The organism is uncultured Microbulbifer sp. (assembly GCF_947489355.1).
In the GTDB taxonomy this organism is placed as follows: Bacteria; Pseudomonadota; Gammaproteobacteria; order Pseudomonadales; family Cellvibrionaceae; genus Microbulbifer.
Genome location: NZ_CANLDD010000001.1, coordinates 135,422 through 152,345, shown reverse-complemented (window position 1 = coordinate 152,345; position 16,924 = coordinate 135,422). Strand labels below are relative to the sequence as shown.

The 16,924-nt window shown below is 48.0% G+C and carries 16 protein-coding genes and 1 tRNA gene; 10 read left to right on the top strand and 7 right to left on the bottom strand.

All coding sequences use genetic code 11. From position 1 onward, the window contains the following. The first annotated feature begins 84 nt into the window (after window positions 1–84). A complete protein-coding gene (locus Q1A48_RS00675; RefSeq protein WP_299939796.1) occupies window positions 85–1,869 on the top strand; it encodes a DUF885 family protein in 1,785 nt (594 codons plus the stop codon). Between the two features lie 571 nt (window positions 1,870–2,440). Continuing rightward, entirely contained in the window at window positions 2,441–2,806 is a 366-nt protein-coding gene (locus tag Q1A48_RS00670) for a thioredoxin family protein (RefSeq protein WP_299939793.1), read from the top strand. 390 nt (window positions 2,807–3,196) lie between these two features. Here Q1A48_RS00670 and Q1A48_RS00665 read toward each other — a convergent pair whose 3' ends face one another. Beyond that, window positions 3,197–3,766: a GNAT family N-acetyltransferase gene (locus Q1A48_RS00665; RefSeq protein ID WP_299939790.1), complete on the bottom strand. Its 570-nt coding sequence runs from the start codon at window positions 3,764–3,766 to the stop codon at window positions 3,197–3,199. 332 nt (window positions 3,767–4,098) lie between these two features. Between Q1A48_RS00665 and Q1A48_RS00660 the strand changes: the two genes are divergently transcribed. From Q1A48_RS00660 to Q1A48_RS00640, 5 genes are all read left to right on the top strand, one after another. Beyond that, window positions 4,099–4,713 (top strand): hypothetical protein, encoded by a 615-nt coding sequence (locus Q1A48_RS00660; RefSeq protein ID WP_299939787.1) that lies wholly within the window; start codon window positions 4,099–4,101, stop codon window positions 4,711–4,713. Between the two features lie 339 nt (window positions 4,714–5,052). After that, the gene (locus Q1A48_RS00655; protein ID WP_299939784.1) at window positions 5,053–5,691 is read left to right on the top strand and encodes a hypothetical protein; all 639 of its coding nucleotides are present in this window, start codon (window positions 5,053–5,055) and stop codon (window positions 5,689–5,691) included. Between the two features lie 320 nt (window positions 5,692–6,011). Continuing rightward, window positions 6,012–6,650, top strand: a complete 639-nt coding sequence (locus Q1A48_RS00650) for a hypothetical protein (protein ID WP_299939781.1) — start codon at window positions 6,012–6,014, stop codon at window positions 6,648–6,650. 320 nt (window positions 6,651–6,970) lie between these two features. Next, window positions 6,971–7,600, top strand: coding sequence for a hypothetical protein (locus Q1A48_RS00645; RefSeq protein WP_299939779.1), 630 nt, complete (start codon window positions 6,971–6,973; stop codon window positions 7,598–7,600). Between the two features lie 316 nt (window positions 7,601–7,916). Next, window positions 7,917–8,546 carry a hypothetical protein gene (locus Q1A48_RS00640; protein ID WP_299939776.1) on the top strand — a complete coding sequence of 210 codons (630 nt, stop codon included), beginning with the start codon at window positions 7,917–7,919 and terminating at the stop codon, window positions 8,544–8,546. 114 nt (window positions 8,547–8,660) lie between these two features. Here the strand turns inward: Q1A48_RS00640 and Q1A48_RS00635 are convergent, their stop codons facing one another. Next, the gene (locus Q1A48_RS00635) at window positions 8,661–9,113 is read right to left on the bottom strand and encodes a YaiI/YqxD family protein (RefSeq protein ID WP_299939774.1); all 453 of its coding nucleotides are present in this window, start codon (window positions 9,111–9,113) and stop codon (window positions 8,661–8,663) included. Beyond that, the gene (locus Q1A48_RS00630) at window positions 9,110–9,334 is read right to left on the bottom strand and encodes a DUF3565 domain-containing protein (RefSeq protein ID WP_299939771.1); all 225 of its coding nucleotides are present in this window, start codon (window positions 9,332–9,334) and stop codon (window positions 9,110–9,112) included. The genes Q1A48_RS00635 and Q1A48_RS00630 overlap by 4 nt, the downstream gene beginning before the upstream one ends. Before the next feature lie 156 nt (window positions 9,335–9,490). Here Q1A48_RS00630 and rep point away from each other — a divergent pair, with 156 nt between their 5' ends. Further along, window positions 9,491–11,524, top strand: coding sequence for a DNA helicase Rep (gene rep, locus Q1A48_RS00625; protein ID WP_299939769.1), 2,034 nt, complete (start codon window positions 9,491–9,493; stop codon window positions 11,522–11,524). Between the two features lie 152 nt (window positions 11,525–11,676). On the opposite strand, the gene Q1A48_RS00620 is transcribed toward rep, so the two are convergent. Continuing rightward, the gene (locus Q1A48_RS00620; protein ID WP_299939766.1) at window positions 11,677–12,093 is read right to left on the bottom strand and encodes a cytochrome c5 family protein; all 417 of its coding nucleotides are present in this window, start codon (window positions 12,091–12,093) and stop codon (window positions 11,677–11,679) included. A gap of 280 nt (window positions 12,094–12,373) precedes the next feature. Between Q1A48_RS00620 and Q1A48_RS00615 the strand changes: the two genes are divergently transcribed. Next, a tRNA-Arg gene (locus tag Q1A48_RS00615) sits at window positions 12,374–12,450 on the top strand. Window positions 12,451–12,807: 357 nt separating this feature from the next. Here the strand turns inward: Q1A48_RS00615 and Q1A48_RS00610 are convergent. The 3 genes from Q1A48_RS00610 to Q1A48_RS00600 are packed head-to-tail and all read right to left on the bottom strand — an operon-like array spanning window position 12,808 to window position 16,197. Then, window positions 12,808–13,740: a plasmid partitioning protein RepB C-terminal domain-containing protein gene (locus Q1A48_RS00610; RefSeq protein ID WP_299939764.1), complete on the bottom strand. Its 933-nt coding sequence runs from the start codon at window positions 13,738–13,740 to the stop codon at window positions 12,808–12,810. Beyond that, the gene (locus Q1A48_RS00605; protein ID WP_299939762.1) at window positions 13,733–14,635 is read right to left on the bottom strand and encodes a plasmid partitioning protein RepB C-terminal domain-containing protein; all 903 of its coding nucleotides are present in this window, start codon (window positions 14,633–14,635) and stop codon (window positions 13,733–13,735) included. The genes Q1A48_RS00610 and Q1A48_RS00605 overlap by 8 nt, the downstream gene beginning before the upstream one ends. Then, entirely contained in the window at window positions 14,632–16,197 is a 1,566-nt protein-coding gene (locus Q1A48_RS00600; RefSeq protein ID WP_299939760.1) for a recombinase family protein, read from the bottom strand. The genes Q1A48_RS00605 and Q1A48_RS00600 overlap by 4 nt, the downstream gene beginning before the upstream one ends. A gap of 104 nt (window positions 16,198–16,301) precedes the next feature. On the opposite strand from Q1A48_RS00600, the gene Q1A48_RS00595 reads away from it, so the two are divergent. Continuing rightward, complete coding sequence (locus Q1A48_RS00595; RefSeq protein WP_299939757.1) at window positions 16,302–16,892, top strand: hypothetical protein; 591 nt, start codon at window positions 16,302–16,304, stop codon at window positions 16,890–16,892. The last annotated feature ends 32 nt before the right edge of the window (window positions 16,893–16,924 follow it).

Below are 16,924 nucleotides of genomic sequence, written 5' to 3'. Positions count from 1 at the left end.
TTTCCGATCGCAAAAAAGCAGCCCTCGATTACGCCACCCATGTTATGGTTACGAAATGATTTGAACAGAATAATGGAGAGAACAGTGAAATCTGGCAGCACCCTGGGCAACCGCCTTATTCGATTCTCCGGTGCCCTAGTGGTCACCTGTATTCTTGCCCCGGCGGGCTGGGCCGCTACAGCCACCGAGCAACTGCACAGTGTGATTGAGGACCACTGGAAATACAGTTTACGCGAAGACCCTATCACCGCCGGGCGTATGGGTGTGCGGGATTATAACCGACAGCTGCCGGGGGTGACCGCTGAGGATCGCGCGCGCCGCCTGGAGGCCGAGCGCCAGTTCCTCAATCGCCTCAACGCCGTGGATGCAAAGGACCTGGTTGAATCGGACAGGATCAACCGTAAACTGCTCGCGTGGGTACTGGAAAGCGGTATTGAAAGCAAGACGCTGTTCCTGGAGCGGGTTCCCCTGAACACCTTCTCCAGCTTCTACAGCAGCGCACTGAATGCCAACCGGGGTCTGGCCATGCACCGGGTCAGCGACTACGAGGATTATATTGCCCGGATTAGAGCATTCGGCCGCTACTTCGATGAAAACATCGCCAATATGCGCGAGGGCATACGCACCGGCTTTGTACTGCCCAGGATTGTGGTGGAAGGGATAGCGCCCACAGTGCGTGCACAGGTCTACTCAGACCCCACCGAGAGCAGTTTGTACAAGCCTTTCGCGGAAATGCCTCAATCTATTCCAGCCGTAGAACAACAACGCCTGCGCGATGCCGGTACAGAAGCAATTCGGCAAGTGGCCATCCCGGCTTTTGCCCGCGTTGCCGACTTCCTTGAGGGAGAGTATCGCAAGGCTGCCAGCGAGACCATTGGCGCAGAACAGATACGCGATGGCAGCGAGTACTACCGCCACAATATTCGTTATTATGTCACCATGGATATGAGCCCGGCGCAGATCCACCGCATCGGACTTGAAGAGGTGGGGCGCATCCGCACGGAAATGGAAGCCTTGATCAAAGAATCCGGCTTTAAGGGCAGCTTTGAGGAGTTTACCCACTTCCTGCGTACAGATCCGCAGTTTTATGCCAACACACCGGAAGCACTTTTGAAGGAAACCGCCTATATCGCCAAGCGTATCGACTACCGCTTGCCGGAATTTTTCAATGTGCTGCCGCGCACGCCCTATGGTGTGGTGCCGGTGCCCAGTGAGATAGCCCCCAACTACACCACGGCTTCCTATAACCCCGCCGCCATTGGCGGTATCCGCGGCGGTGCCTACTGGCTGAACACCCACGGACTGGACCAGCGTCCCCTGTATGAGTTGCCGGCGCTGACCCTGCATGAGGCGGTACCGGGGCACCACCTGCAAAACGCGCTTTCCCAGGAGCTGGAAAATGTACCGGACTTTCGCCGCAACCTTTACCTGAGCGCCTTCGGTGAAGGCTGGGCTCTCTACTCGGAACGCCTCGGCAAGGAGATGGGTCTGTATACCACTCCCTATGAGCACTTTGGGCGCCTCAGCTATGAAATGTGGCGCGCCGCCCGCCTGGTAATCGATACGGGTATCCACTCCCAGGGCTGGACCCGCCAGCAGGCCCTGGATTTTCTCTCTGACAACACCTCCCTATCGCCGGCCAATGTGCGTGCGGAAGTGGACCGCTATATCTCCTGGCCGGGACAGGCGCTCTCCTACAAGATGGGTGAGATCAAAATTCGCCAGCTACGCGCCCAGGCAGAAAAGGCCCTTGGGGACAAGTTTGATCTGCGGGCATTCCACGACGCCATTCTCAGTAATGGCGCCCTGCCGCTTTCCATGCTGGAAACGCAGATACAGCGCTTTATCGCCGAGCAGAAAGCCCCTTAGCAAGGATTGAAATGCATTTTCAGCAGCCTGCAACCCGAACGGGGATGTTCGAGCTATAAATCACGTTTGTCAGTGCTTGAGTTGTCGCGCGGGATCTTCTGGCTTTTTTCCGCGTGCTCAATTTCCATCAATTATAGAAAAATAAACCTTTAAAATCACATGGCTTATAACAGCTCTGATTATAAGGGTTCATGTTTCAGTGCCTTGAAGGGTACGGGCGTACAATTTAAAGAAGTATTCACTCAACTACGTTTGTGATTAGAAGGGTGGATCACCACACGGGTCTTGTCCGTGCCTACTGGATGAAGCTGGACTGCACTGCGGCAGTGCAGGAGAAGTTTAACGAGAATGAGCTGCACCGGACTGACCGAGTGCTGAGATTCTGGCAAGTGCCGGAAATATTAGCTATATAGGAATAGATTTTGAGCATTGGAGATATTGTAACTTTAAGACTTAATAAAATCGAAGAGCTGATAGATAAATGCCCATCCTATCTATTACCACTGAAATTTCTTTTATGGTTAATTTTTGCTTTATTAATCACAACGATTAACTACCTTGCCACTATAAAATGGCCATTATATTCAAAAACAAGAAGAAACAGATTGAGTCTCTCGGTTATCCCATCAATATTAAATCAAAATATGAATTAGAGAGTGTATTAAAGACTCACAATTTTGCACTCCTCGATTTTTGGACTAGATGGTGTGGCTCTTGTTTGTTAATGAATGACGCACTTAATAAAATTTCAAAAGAATATTCTGAAAATTTGACGGTTGTAAAAATTGATGCTTCTTTTGATTCGGAAATTATGAATCAATATAATATTAAAGGTTTGCCTACAATCATGCTCATTAAAAATAACGAAATATGTGTCCAAAAATATGCGGCGCTCACTCTCAAAGAATTGAGAGATTTAGTTAAAATAAATATATAGTAAGGTGTGGGTTCAGCCCTGAAGTGTATTATTGGTAGTAATAATTGTCAGCCTTGTATATCTCCTCGGCTTTAAGTATATCCATCTACTTGGTAATCGTATGGATCATTGATTGTACTTTCTTCCTTATGTTGAGCTTGCAGTTTTTTGTGTTTAAATTAATTTAAATTTATTTTTTTATCATTTATCATGCGTTAGATGTGGAATGATCATTGATTGAATTTTTTGCCCATGGCCCACTGATTAACGCCTTGCCCCTCCCCAATACGCCATAGCAGGAAAGAATTTGGTTTATCTGCTGACGAAAGGACCTCAATGACTTAACGCACCCATCTCCGACCTCATAAAAAAGGCTCTCCAGGAAAATAAAAGTGATTTGTAGCTGTGTAATTATTTCGCCGCGACCGCTTTGCAACTGTCTTTTGCTGCCAACCGATACAGACAGTGACGCGACAGCGGGCTTTCAGCGGGAACTTGGGGATGTGCAAACACCAGGGTATCCCGCTGGATACCAAGGCGCTCCATCAAGTGCTGGGAGCGAAGATTTGGCAGGGCAGTAAAGAAAACCACTTCGGCAAGTTGCAAACGCTCAAAGGCCACCGCCAGGGATGCGCGCGCGGCTTCAATGGCATAGCCCTTGCCCCAGTGAGGATGGGCCAAGCACCAGCCAATTTCTACCGCGGGGGCAAACGGCAGATCATCGGGGACCGGTTTTATACCGGCAAAGCCGAGAAATTTCCCGTTCTCGTTAAGTTCCAGTGCCCACCAGCCCCAGCCATATTTCTCTATCTGTGTGCGGCTACGCGCGACAGCCGCGTCACTCTCCGACCGTGTCAGTGGGGTAGGAAAAAACGCCATTACCCTGGGATCGGCATTCATTGCAGCGCAAGCGGATTTATCAGCCTCACACCACTGGCGTAACCGCAGGCGTTTGGTGGTTGGTTGTATCAGTATTGGCATTGGATACTCACGATTCTGTTCTGTGTTCCCGCTGAAAGCTTCAGAGTTATAACCAATTCTGGTGTTTAAGGATTTGAAAGAAAGCAGCGTATCTGATTGATATGTTGTCGTCAAACAGTCAACCAACCAATCGAGACAGGGATAGAGAGGAGTTGCCAACAGCCGACCAGTGCGCTGCTTGATCAGGCTTGTTGAGCACTAGAGTTGACAGTAACTCGTGGTTTGTGCACCATATATTCTAAAGTGATTATAAAAATACCGCATAGCCCAACGAGCTGTTAGCCTATTAGCTCCACTTAAAGGAATACCATTAACTTAAAGGACTATCATTAATGAAAATTGGTAAAACTTTACTGGCCTTGTTCCTCACCGTATTTGTAGGAAAAACACTTGCAGAGGTTGTTTATGTCGGTGGGACATTACACACATTGAATATGTCAGATTTTCAACCTTCTGGAGATACCAAATTTACTGCTTTCGTCGATGTGATTGGTGATTTTGGTCAGGATTTGATATTTAGTATCAACGGAACTATTGGAGGTCAAGGTGATCAGAGTGTAATCAACGCCCCTGTGCTTTTTTGTTATCCTGAAGGTGACCATTGTGTATTTTTGGGATATAGTAGAATTTTTTCAAACCAGTTCCGTTACATTGCTGAAATCCAAGTGACATGCAGTGGCAGGGCCATAGGGTCTGATATGGATAATAAAAATGAATTGTCCGATATAGAAATTGCCAATAAATATCGAGAAGTAAAATTGTTAGTCAACAAGCGACTTTCAACCCAAGGAAAATGTAAACAGCTAAAAATTGATCTTATCGCACCGCACACAGAAACCTATATATCCCCTCCCCTCGACGACCCCTCTCACCCAAGTAGTGAACTTTTGCTGAGAGGCAGTATTAGTAAGATCGATTTAACGATACTTATTGCTGAAATTTTTTAAGTTAGTGCTAGCCGAAACTTTTTGTTTCACTCATTGCAAGCCTCCTACGAGAATGATAACCGAATCAGGGGCTTGAGGGCTTGAAAGAAAGCAGCGTAAGGGGTTGATTTGTTGTCGTCAAACAGTCAACCAATCAATCGAAACAGGGATAGAGAGGAGCTGCCAACTGCCGACCAGTGCGCTGCTTGATCAGGCTTGTTGAACAGTAGAGTTGATAGTAACTTGTGGTTTGCGCATCATCTATTCCAAAGTGATTATAAAAATGCCTTATAGCCCAACAAACTGTTAGCCTATTAGCTCCACTTAAAGGAATACCATTAACTTAAAGGACTATCATTAATGAAAATTGGTAAAACTTTACTGGCCTTGTTTCTCACCGTATTTGTAGGAAAAACACTTGCAGAGGTTGTCTATGTCGGTGGGGCATTACACACGTTGAATAGGTCAGATTTTCAACCTTCTGGAGATACCAAATTTACTGCTTTCGTCGATGTGATTGGCGATTATGGTCAAGATTTGGTATTTAGTATCAACGGAACTATTGGAGGTCTAGGTGACCAGAATGTACTCAAGATACCGAGGTGTCTTAATATGGGTGTCGTTGTTGGCCCCTATTATGGTGGTTGTATACAAAGTTGGGGATATGTTAAAGAATTTAGCAAGGAATTCCGCTTTATTGCTGAAATCCAAGTAACATGCAGTGGCAGGGCCATAGGGTCCGATATGGATAATAAAAATCAATTGTCCGATATAGAAATTGCCAATAAATATCGAGAAGTAAAATTGTTAGTCAACAGGCGACTTTCAACCCAAGGCAAATGTAAACAGCTGAAAATCGATCTTATCGCACCGCACACAGAAACCTATATACCCACTTTCCCCCCCGACCTGGTCCCCTTTCACCCCCCCATTGAAGTTTTGGAGAGAGGCAGTATTAGTAAGATCAATTTAACAGTACTTATTGCTGAAATTTTTTAAGTTAGTGTTAGCCGAAACTCTTTGTTTCACACATTGCAACCTTCCACCGAGAGTGATAACCGAATCTGGTGTTTGAAGGTTTGAAAGAAAGCAGCGTATCTGGTTGATTTGTTGTCGGCAAAAAATCAACCAACCAATCGAGACAGGGATAGAGAGGAGCTGCCAACAGCCGACCAGTGCGCTGCTTGATCAGGTTTGTTGAACACTAGAGTTGGCAGTAACTCGTGGTTTATGCACCATATATTCTAAAGCGATTTTAAAAATACCTCATAGCCCAACGAGCTGTTAGCCTATTAGATCAACTTAAAGGACTACCATTAATGAAAGTTGGCAAAACTCTACTGGCCTTGTTCCTCACCGTATTTGCAGGAAAAACACTCGCAGAGGTTGTTTATGTCGGTGGGGCATTACACACGTTGAATAGGTCAGATTTTCAACGTTCTGGAGATACCAAATTTACTGCTTTCGTCGATGTGATTGGCGATTTTGGCCAGGATTTGGTATTTAGTATCAACGGAACTATTGGAGGTCAAGGTGATCAGCGTGTAGTCAATACCCCGGTATGTTTAAGTACCTACTACACCGACCGATGTCGTTCTTCATGGGCATATCGTAGACGTTTTTCAAAGGAGTTCCGCTACATTGCTGAAATCCAAGTGACATGCAGTGGCAGGGCCATAGGGTCTGATATGGATAATAAGAATCAATTGTCCGATATAGAAATTGCCAATAAATATCGAGAAGTAAAATTGTTAGTCGACAAACGACTTTCAACCCAAGGGGAATGTAAACAGTTAAAAATTGATCTTATCGCACCGCACACAGAAACCTATATACCCCCTCCTCCCACCACAGTCCCTGAAATCTGGGCTCCATCTTTCGGTTTCTTCCCTGAGGTTTTGGAGAGAGGCAGCATTAGTAAGTTCGATTTAACAGTGCTTATTGCTGAAATTTTTTAAGTTAGTGTTAGCTGAAACTCTTTGTTTCACACATTGCAACCTTCCTCCGAGAGTGATAACCGAATCTGGTGTTTGAGGGTTTAAAAGCAAGCAGCGTATCTGGTTGATTTGTTGTCCGCAAACAGTCAACCAACCTATCGAGACAGTGATAGAGAGGAGTTGTCAACAGCCGACCAGTGCGCTGCTTGATCAGGCTTGTTGAACACTAGAGTTGACAGTAACTCGTGGTTTGCACATCATCTATTCTAAAGCGATTATAAAAATACCTAATAGGCTAACAAACTGTTAACCTATTAGATCCACTTAAAGGACTAACATTAATGAAAGTTGGCAAGATTTTACTGGCCTTGTTCCTTATCGTATTTACAGGAAAAACACTTGCAGAGGTTGTTTATGTCGGTGGGGCATTACACACGTTGAATAGGTCAGATTTTCAACCTTCTGGAGATACCAAATTTACTGCTTTCGTTGATGTGATTGGCGATTTTGGCCAGGATTTGGTATTTAATATCAACGGAACTATTGGAGGTCAAGGTAACCAGAAGGTACTCTCGATCCCGGTGTGCCATGATCGGGGTAACCCTGATCCCTACTTTCGTGGTTGTCAAGTCTGGATAGGCGCTAGACGTTTTTCAAAGGAGTTCCGTTATATTGCTGAAATCCAAGTGATATGTAGTGGAAGGGCCATAGGGTCCGATATGGATAATAAAAACCAATTGTCCGATATAGAAATTGCCAATAAATATCGAGAAGTAAAATTGTTAGTCAACAGGCGACTTTCAACCCAAGGGAAATGTAAACAGCTAAAAATTGATCTTATCGCACCGCACACAGAAACTTATATACCCACACGCACTCACCCCGACCCCTTTTGGCCCGGAATTGAAGTTTTGGAGAGAGGCAGTGTTAGTAAGATCGATTTAACAGTACTTATTGCTGAAATTTTTTAAGTTAGTGTTAGCCGAAACTCTTTGTTTCACACATTGCAACCCTCCTCCGAGAGTGATAACCGAATCTGGTGTTTGAGGGTTTGAAAGAAAGCAGCGTATCTGGTTGATTTGTTGTCGGCAAACAGTCAACCAATCGAGACAGGGATAGAGAGGAGCTGCCAACAGCCGACCAGTGCGCTGCTTGATCAGGCTTGTTGAACACTAGAGTTGGCAGTAACTCGTGGTTTGTGCACCATATATTCTAAAGCGATTATAAAAATACCTCATAGCCCAACGAGCTGTTAGCCTATTAGATCAACTTAAAGGACTACCATTAATGAAAGTTGACAAAATTCTACTGGCCTTGTTCCTCACCGTATTTGCAGGAAAAACGCTCGCAGAGGTTGTTTATGTCGGTGGGACATTACACACATTGAATAGGTCAGATTTTCAGCCTTCTGGAGATACCAAATTTACTGCTTTCGTCGATGTGATTGGCGATTTTGGTCAGGATTTGGTATTTAGTATCAACGGAACTATTGGAGGTCAAGGTGATCAGAATGTACTCTCGTTCCCGGTGTGTTTCTCTCCGCATCACCCTCCCGGCCCTGGTGTTTGTCACATCTGGGGAGCTGATCAGCGTTTTTCGAAGAAGTTCCGCTATATTGCTGAAATCCAAGTGACATGCAGTGGAAGGGCCATAGGGTCTGATATGGATAATAAAAATCAATTGTCCGATATAGAAATTGCCAATAAATATCGAGAAGTAAAATTGTTAGTCAACAAGCGACTTTCAACCCAAGGGGAATGTAAACGGCTAAAAATTGATCTTATCGCACCGCACACAGAAACCTATATACCCATTCTCCCCCCCGACCTGTTCCCCTTTCACCCCCCCATTGAAGTTTTGAAGAGAGGCAGTATTAGTAAGATCGATTTAACGGTACTTATTGCTGAAATTTTTTAAATTAGTGTTGGCCGAAACTCTTTGTTTCACTCATTGTAGCCCTCCTCCAAGGGCCGACAACTTAAACTACAGCATCCGGGCTCGCTCAAACCCTGGGCCCACTATACTTGTTTTTTACTGACGGATTTTCGCCAGCCACCGGTCCAATTGGTCCGCAAAGGCTTTGCGATCCGCCTGATTGAGCGCCGGTGGGCCACCGGTATGCACGCCGCTGGAACGCAAGGTATCCATAAAATCGCGCATATTCAGGCGCGCGCGGATATTGGCCTTGGTGTAGCGTTCCCCGCGGGGGTTTAGGGCCTCGGCGCCTTTATCGATCACCTCTGCTGCCAGGGGGATATCGCTGGTAATCACCAGGTCCCCCGCTCCACAGCGCTGCACAATTTCGTTATCGGCCACATCGAAGCCCGCAGTCACCTGTAGAGAGCGGATATAACGGGACGGCGGCACTCTGACTGCCTGGTTTGCTACCAGGGTCATTTCTGTTGCAGTGCGCTCTGCAGCGCGGAACAGAATTTCCTTGATGACCACCGGGCAGGCATCGGCATCGACCCAGATTCTTGTCATGGTTGTATCGCCTTTTTGAGCGTATCGGGCGGCAGCCCCGCATCGCATTTCCTGCAATTGAGTTGAATGCCCAACCTGGACGCGCGCCCCGCCTCAGTGATCACCCAGGGCCGGTTGGTCCAGGGCGGGTTGTGGCGCACATGCTGGCAGTGGCCACAGGCAAGCTCGGCCACCCAGTGATCTTCTTCATCCAGGTGATAACCGGCAATGGGTTGTTGCATGGGATTACACAAGCAGAGAATAGGGCGCAGTTATAGCTAATCCCACTGTCAAAGTACACGCCGAGGCGAACGTTCTTACTGGCGCTGGGAGGATTCGAGCCAAGGCTGATAGAATCCCCTGCTTTTCCGTCGTGCAATAATGATGTAGCCCCCTATATGACCCAACTTAATCCCCGCCAGTCTGAAGCGGTGAAATATGTCGACGGCCCCTGTCTGGTACTGGCCGGTGCCGGCTCTGGCAAGACCAGCGTCATCACCCGCAAGATCGTCTACCTGATCGAGCAGTGTGGCTACGCCGCGCGCAATATCGCCGCCCTCACCTTTACCAACAAGGCTGCCCGGGAGATGAAAGAGCGGGTGGGTAAGCTGCTGGCGGGGCCGAATGGCAAGCGCTCCAAGGCGAGTCATGGTCTCGTCGTATCCACCTTCCACAACCTGGGCCTGAATATCCTGCGCAAGGAGTACCGCGCCGCTGGCTTTAAGCCGGGCTTCTCCATCTTCGACGCCGAAGACGCCCGCGCGCTGATCAAGGAGCTGATGCTGCGCGATGGCGACCTGGATACAGATCTGCTTGAGCGGGTGCAGAACCAGATCTCCAACTGGAAGAACGATATGCGTACACCGCGCCGCGCCCTGGAGCAGGCGCAGAGCCCCGGCGAGCAGGCCATTGCCATCGCCTATGATCGCTACTGCGAAGCCCTCAAGGCCTACAACGCAGTGGACTTCGACGACCTGATCCTGCTGCCGGTGCAGCTGTTCGACAGGGACCCGGAGCTGCTCCAGCGCTGGCGCAGGAAGATCCGCTACCTGCTGGTGGACGAATACCAGGACACCAACAATGCTCAGTACCTGCTGGTGAAACTGCTGCTGGGGGGGCGCAGCAGCCTCACGGTGGTGGGGGACGACGACCAGTCCATCTACGCCTGGCGCGGCGCGCGCCCGGAGAATATGACGGCCCTCAAGACTGACTTTCCCGGTCTGCGCCTGATCAAGCTGGAGCAAAACTACCGCTCCACCAGTCGTATACTCAAAGTGGCCAACCAGCTGATCGCCCATAATCCCCATGAGTTTGACAAGGCGCTGTGGTCCGACCGCGGCCTGGGGGAAGAGATCCGCGTGATCAAGTTGATCAACGAAAATGACGAGGCCGAGCGCATCGCCAACGAGATTTATCTGCAAAAAAGCCGTCGCGGCTGCAAATTTATGGACTTCGCCGTGCTCTATCGTGGCAACCACCAGGCGCGCCTTGTGGAGCTGAAGCTCCAGGAACACCAAATCCCTTACCAGATGTCCGGGGGCACGTCGTTTTTCGCCCGCGCCGAGATCAAAGACGTGATGGCCTACCTCAGGTTACTGGTGAATCCCGATGACGATAACGCTTTCCTGCGCATTATCAATACCCCGCGCCGCCAGATAGGCACCAGCAGCCTGGAAACCCTGGGCCATTATGCCAGGGATCGCGAGGTCTCTATGTTCAAAGCCTGTTCCGAGCTGGGCTTCAAGGAACATATCAGTGGACAGGGCTACGAACGCCTCAACCGCTTCGCGCTATGGCTCGAAGGTGTGCAGCGCAACTGCCATGAACGCTCGGTCAGCGATGCCCTGCGCGAGATGCTTGAGGATATCGACTACGCCGGCTGGTTGGCGCAAAACGCCAGCAGCGAGAAAGTGGCCGAGAAGCGTATGGAGAATGTGTACTGGCTGCTGGAATCCCTCAATAAGATCATGGAGGGCACCGATGATGAACTGGAGCAGGATATCCGCCTGGAACAAGCTATCTCCAAGCTGATCCTGCGGGATATGCTGGAGCGTCAGGAGGAAGAGGAAGCCACCGATAAGGTCAGCCTGATGACGCTGCACGCCGCCAAGGGCCTGGAATTCCCCCATGTGTTTATGATCGGCATGGAGGAAAACCTGCTGCCGCATCGCAACAGTATCGAGGACGACAATATTGAAGAGGAGCGCCGTCTCACCTACGTCGGTATCACCCGCGCTCAGCGCACCCTCACCATGACCCTGGCGGGCAAGCGCAAGCAGTTTGGTGAAACCCAGGACACAACGCCCAGCCGTTTTTTGGATGAACTGCCCGAGGAGGATGTGATACGGGAAGGGTTCAGTAAAACCACGCCGCAACAGAACCAGACAAAGGGAGAGGAGACCCTGGGGTCGCTGTTGCGTATGTTTGATTGAAGTGCGGGCAACGCGATACCTTTATCCATGTTCCGCCACCAGCACTTGGTATCCTCACAGGGAAAGGGCCCCATGCCAATAGACAGTGCCTATCTGGCCGATACCGGTGAAAAAAGGCCGCTTAAGGGGCGGCCTCCAGGCAGCGCGTACGGTTACTTGCTTTTTTCCACCATATAGTCAACGGTGGCTTTGATTTCGTCGTCGCTACAATCCATACACAGACCTTTAGGCGGCATGGCATTGATACCGTTGATGGCGTTGGTGTAGAGCGTATCCATACCCTTGGCGATACGCGGAGCCCAAGCGGCCACATCGCCAAGCTTGGGTGCGCCCGCTACGCCTGCGGCGTGGCAGGTGAAGCAGCTCGCGTTGTAGATCTCCTCGCCACTGCGCCCAGCGGTACTGGCGCTCTCCGGTGCCGCCGCTACCGCTGCTGCACATTCCTCCCCCTTCATACAGGTTTTGCCTGCCGGAGCAATACGCTCGGCAATCTCCTGATCAACAGACTGGGCTACTGCCGCAGCCGCACTGACGGTCAGTGCCGCCACGATACCCAAAATACTCTTCATACTACCCCCTCAAAGGACTGAATTGAATTGAGCCCATACCGCGGCATAATTCCACGCCGCGCATTATAAGCACACCACCAGTCCTTGCCAAAGGCCGGTTGACCCGACACAATGCCTTCCACACCCCGCAGCGCTTCTGTATACTCCGCCCACCCTGTATTGGCAGTCACTTCCTACCCCAGCCGTGGACAGTATGTTTTTCTGAAGGCGGGAGGCGGATTACGGGGTATTGGCCTTACCATTAAGGCCAGAGGGGTTGATGGTCCAGGCCCCACACTACCCGCTCGTAGCTCAGCTGGATAGAGCGCCACCCTCCGGAGGTGGAAGTCGGGGGTTCGAATCCCTCCGAGCGGGCCAGCTTTCTTTCATTTGACTAAACCCGCAATACTGGGACTTATTGCGGCGAGGCAGCCTTTTCCCGGAGCCTCGCCAGTGGCCTCAAGCCCAACCCCCTTAAGTTTCACGTCGGTATCGGCACTGTAAAAGTAGAGCGCTGATATAACAGGAGGGTCGCGCACAAATCTACTGCCAAATCAGAAGGGGGGAATACCCCTCTCCCAGGACGCGCTATGAACACATCCCTGTAGGCTCATAATCGGCATCCACTCCTTATGCGATTCTGGCAGAGGGGTATTCTTTCCTCCTGCCTTATTGGTAAATGCCGCTCACAGGGCTTTTTTTCCGTAAATAATACTGGAATTGGTTAATTACATATCACTGCCGGTTTCCCAAGAGAGATTCATCCAGAAAATTGATCTCTGATATGCGTTGGAGCTGATTAAAAATATCCGTTTGCCGGTGTGCCAGATAGTTGACTATCTGGGCGTTATCGAGCAGTTTTGTGAGATATCCCTTGGCGAGCGTCAGGTTCAGGACATCAGTGCCATAGCTCTCCTCTACCAGCTGGTATTCCTTCTCCAGGTTGGCCATCTCGCTTTCCATACGGTCTATTTGCGCTTCGGTTAGGCCTTTGATTTTCTTGGGTCTGTCCGGATTAACAAGCTGGCTTTTCGGTGTGGCTGTCCAGAGCACTCTGGCATAGGAAACTGAATACGTCCCTGCATCATTCATTAGAGTGGCAGCCTGTATCTGGCGAATGGATTTCATTTTTTTCAGGATATGAAAAGTACCCGCTGGTGCGTGTTTATCTTTCAATAGATTCACTGCCTCTGGACATATTCCGGTCAGAAGGTCTCTCTTTTGGATGATACTTTTAACGTCAACACCGAGTGCTCGGGCGATCTTATCTTCAGGAACACCGCGTTTGATCGCCTTCAAAATCATCTGATGTTCCTGAATAGCGGTAAGCCGATTAATGTGTTTATTGTAGGTGAAAGACTCATCATCGATGGAGATCAGGCAGGTAACCTTGGATTCATTGATTTCTTTAAGGGCTTCAATTCTTAAGTGGCCGTCGAGAATGATGTATAAATCACTGGCATTTGATTCTGCAATTACGGCTGGGGGCTCAATAATACCTACTGCTTTTATTGATGTGAGAATTTGTAAATATTTTTTACTGGTAAGTAACGTTTTTGGAATAGGCTTGGTGGGAATCAGTTGTTCTATCCTCAAGTCAACGGTTGAATTTATAAAAGCCATTTTAACACCGCCATCATCAATGCTAATTATACTATTTTCAGTCATTCCCCAGCGCCTTCCTTTCTATTATATCGGATATGGATTTCGGCAATGTCATCAGCGCTTCGATTTCAAGAAGATTGACAAATTCTTCCTCACGGAAGAGAGTCCGTAGTGCTTCAACGATAAAATGAAGTTGGCCGTTAACGAATTCTGCTTTCTTGATGAGTAAACGCCTTCGGTCTGCTTCCTTTTTATAGAGTTTCAGGACATCGCGGCCAGACATGGTTTTTTTTGCTGTATTCTGGCGTCCTGAATTATCAACTAAAGTCTTTCCTCTGTTGCGTCTGGCTTCGATAATCTTGCGGGCGATATAGAATTTTTTTCCTCTTAGCTGGCCATTTTCATAGGCTTCTTGTAGTGCCAATTGCTCTTCTCCAGGTGAGGCGGAGATCTTCACTGCTATGTCAAGGGGGAGTTGACTAGACTCTACGGCTGCGAGCAGCCTCTCTTCGCCCATTTTGAGTAGTTTAACAATAGGTTTCACATACTCCACAGTAAGCCCAGTCTTTTGTGCAATTTGCTTGGGGGTATATCTCTTTTCCATTAGGACCCGAATACCTTTCAAGAGATCGAGGGAAGTGTGCTTGCGGCGCGCCAAATTCTCTACCAAGCCCATGGTTAAGGCCTCTTCCTCTTCAACCTTGATGATCATAGCGGGTATCTTCGATTGGCCACAGGCCATATACGCCTCAAGGCGCCCCTGGCCACAAACCAATACATATGGCTTATCGTTTGCCCAGGTGTATTGCGTGACAGTGATTGGTCTTTTCAAGCCTACTTTGGTGATATTCTCGGTGATCTCTTCAAAAACTTTCTTGTTTCTGAATCTAGGATTCAAGATATGTATATCCTGAATCCGGATATTTTTTATTTTAGATTTGCGAATTCCCTGGTTCATGCGGCCTCCTGAATATTGGCACGCTTGGCCATATAGAAGAAGTATTCAAGGTTATTAAAATGATAAGCATCCAGAGCTAAGCCATTAATGTTGCGAAGCTTGAAGAGGGGATTTTGGATATCGAGGCTGGGTAGCAGATAATAGTCGAGGATATCTGCATTGTTGGTGTCCATCCTGACGGCAATGGTAATATCAGGCTTTAGGGATTTATCTAAGCGGATTTTCCAGAGATTTCTCCCTGTGACCGTTTGTAAGCACCGGCAAATAACGATGGAAACACTAATTTCATTATTCACCATCACGAGATCCGTGGTCTCTTCTCGATAGACAGAACCACCAACCTTTTCGATATGTTGCATGGTGTGCTCAACTATATCGGGATGCATCTTTCGAAGATGGCGGTTGATTTCTATAAACCGATAATCTCGTTCTGGGATATAGCCAATTATGGTATAGGCCCGAATCAAGCTTCCAAAGCGGTATCGATAGGCACTACTGGGGGGCATATCATCAGTTTCGTCAATCAGAATGCCCGATAGCCAGCCCTTTTGAGTATGAAGCTCACGTAGCTTGGCCAGCAACACCTCACTAGAGAGTTTTCGGCTTCTCTCAGTGATAATACCCTGGGCCATATAGAAATAGCGTGGATCAATGATAGGCTCGAAAGCTCCATCTGATCGAACCCACATATCAGGGTCGTTTTTGACACGTTGCTTTTTCAACTTGCAAGAGGTGCGGTTGTAAACGTTGTTACCGATGTACTTTTCATTGGTGAGGATCTGATGGACAGTTGCACGCGTCCACTGGCGACCCAGGTCAGTAGTGATTCCCTGCTGGTTAAGGTGATCCGCAATCTCCCGCTCACTCATCTGATCATCCACAAATTCTTGATAGATGGAGTAAACGACTTGGATTTCTGCATCGGGACCAGGTACCAGTATGACTCTATCAGTCTGTAAACACTTATACTCCCCTTGTTTCAGCAAGCCCTTTGAATTGCCATGTTCGTCTGTCAGCATGCGACGGATACCATAACCGGCGGGTCCGCCCTGGCGGAAGCCTTTTTCAATCAGGTTGCATTGACCCGCAAAGACTTTGGCTGATAATTCGCGGCTGTACTCGCCAGCCATTGCCCGTTTAACTCCTTTGATAATGTCTGAGATAGGGCTGCCATCATTCTCAAATTGCTCAGCAATGTATCGAACTTCAATACCAGATTTTCTGCAGCGATATTCATAATAAGCACTTTCATCAGCGTCCTGGAATCGACCCCAGCGGGTTACATCCAGAACGAGAATAGTGTCAAATTTGCTCTGACCTGATTCCACATCTGCAATGAGTTGTTGCAACCCCTTACGACCATTGATGTCCAGGCCACTTTTTCCTTCATCAGCATAATGGGAAACTATCTGGAGATTATGCCGCTTAGCGTATTTTCGTATGGCATTCTCTTGATTTTCGGTTGAGTATTTCTGATGATCTGTAGACATGCGAATATACATAGCTGCGAAAATCGAGGGATAATTTTTCTTATAGCTGTGCGAATTCTGTTTCTCATGCATTCCTATCCACCGCGGTCGGTTTATTTAATCTTAGAGACCTGTATATTTGACTGAGGGTTTATATAAATTGCATATTCAATAATAATAGGCACAGGTAACTTGGTATGTCATATGAAAAAAAGGACCAGTTTATTCCATCTCAACGAGACGAGAAAATAAGAATCTCTATTGCCAGAATTCTACGGGAAGGGTTCTCAGAAACCAACTCTGCAATAAAAATTATTGCAAAACATATTCATGCCAACCCCAGAGGGGTCAAAAATTGGTACCAGGGGACAAGCGCTCCAAATTTATCGCATTTCATCAGTCTGGCCAGTATGTCACCAGCATTGATGTGTTGGTTTTTGCGGATAACGGGCTATTTGGATCTGGCGCGGTGGCTTGATCTGAAGATGGAGGGAGGGGCACCGGCAATGAAGGAGATTGAGTTTCGATTTTATGGAGTCACTTTTGATACTGAAAATATTCCTGGAGGCTTAAAAGTTATACAAAGTCTTAATCATCGGCAGATGTGGCTTTATGCTGAGGTAAAAAAGGAAAATAAACCAACAGCCCAGAGCTTGTCATCTTTTTGGGGTGTTGGTATCGCCACTGCGAGAAGAGATATTTCACACCTCATTCGATTAAGGCTTATCTATTTTTCCGGTGCCAGGAAAACGGGATACTATGCTATTCAAAAATGGAAGGCCGGATAGTCTATTATTTAGACTTTCTTAGGGGTTGGGTG

What these genes read in the sequence shown, in the direction of transcription:
- Q1A48_RS00670 (WP_299939793.1), top strand. Translation starts at nt 2,441, where the DNA reads ATGGCCATTATATTCAAAAACAAGAAGAAACAGATTGAGTCTCTCGGT.
- Q1A48_RS00665 (WP_299939790.1), bottom strand. Translation starts at nt 3,766, where the DNA reads ATGCCAATACTGATACAACCAACCACCAAACGCCTGCGGTTACGCCAG.
- Q1A48_RS00660 (WP_299939787.1), top strand. Translation starts at nt 4,099, where the DNA reads ATGAAAATTGGTAAAACTTTACTGGCCTTGTTCCTCACCGTATTTGTA.
- Q1A48_RS00655 (WP_299939784.1), top strand. Translation starts at nt 5,053, where the DNA reads ATGAAAATTGGTAAAACTTTACTGGCCTTGTTTCTCACCGTATTTGTA.
- Q1A48_RS00650 (WP_299939781.1), top strand. Translation starts at nt 6,012, where the DNA reads ATGAAAGTTGGCAAAACTCTACTGGCCTTGTTCCTCACCGTATTTGCA.
- Q1A48_RS00645 (WP_299939779.1), top strand. Translation starts at nt 6,971, where the DNA reads ATGAAAGTTGGCAAGATTTTACTGGCCTTGTTCCTTATCGTATTTACA.
- Q1A48_RS00640 (WP_299939776.1), top strand. Translation starts at nt 7,917, where the DNA reads ATGAAAGTTGACAAAATTCTACTGGCCTTGTTCCTCACCGTATTTGCA.
- Q1A48_RS00635 (WP_299939774.1), bottom strand. Translation starts at nt 9,113, where the DNA reads ATGACAAGAATCTGGGTCGATGCCGATGCCTGCCCGGTGGTCATCAAG.
- Q1A48_RS00630 (WP_299939771.1), bottom strand. Translation starts at nt 9,334, where the DNA reads ATGCAACAACCCATTGCCGGTTATCACCTGGATGAAGAAGATCACTGG.
- rep (WP_299939769.1), top strand. Translation starts at nt 9,491, where the DNA reads ATGACCCAACTTAATCCCCGCCAGTCTGAAGCGGTGAAATATGTCGAC.
- Q1A48_RS00620 (WP_299939766.1), bottom strand. Translation starts at nt 12,093, where the DNA reads ATGAAGAGTATTTTGGGTATCGTGGCGGCACTGACCGTCAGTGCGGCT.
- Q1A48_RS00610 (WP_299939764.1), bottom strand. Translation starts at nt 13,740, where the DNA reads ATGACTGAAAATAGTATAATTAGCATTGATGATGGCGGTGTTAAAATG.
- Q1A48_RS00605 (WP_299939762.1), bottom strand. Translation starts at nt 14,635, where the DNA reads ATGAACCAGGGAATTCGCAAATCTAAAATAAAAAATATCCGGATTCAG.
- Q1A48_RS00600 (WP_299939760.1), bottom strand. Translation starts at nt 16,197, where the DNA reads ATGCATGAGAAACAGAATTCGCACAGCTATAAGAAAAATTATCCCTCG.
- Q1A48_RS00595 (WP_299939757.1), top strand. Translation starts at nt 16,302, where the DNA reads ATGTCATATGAAAAAAAGGACCAGTTTATTCCATCTCAACGAGACGAG.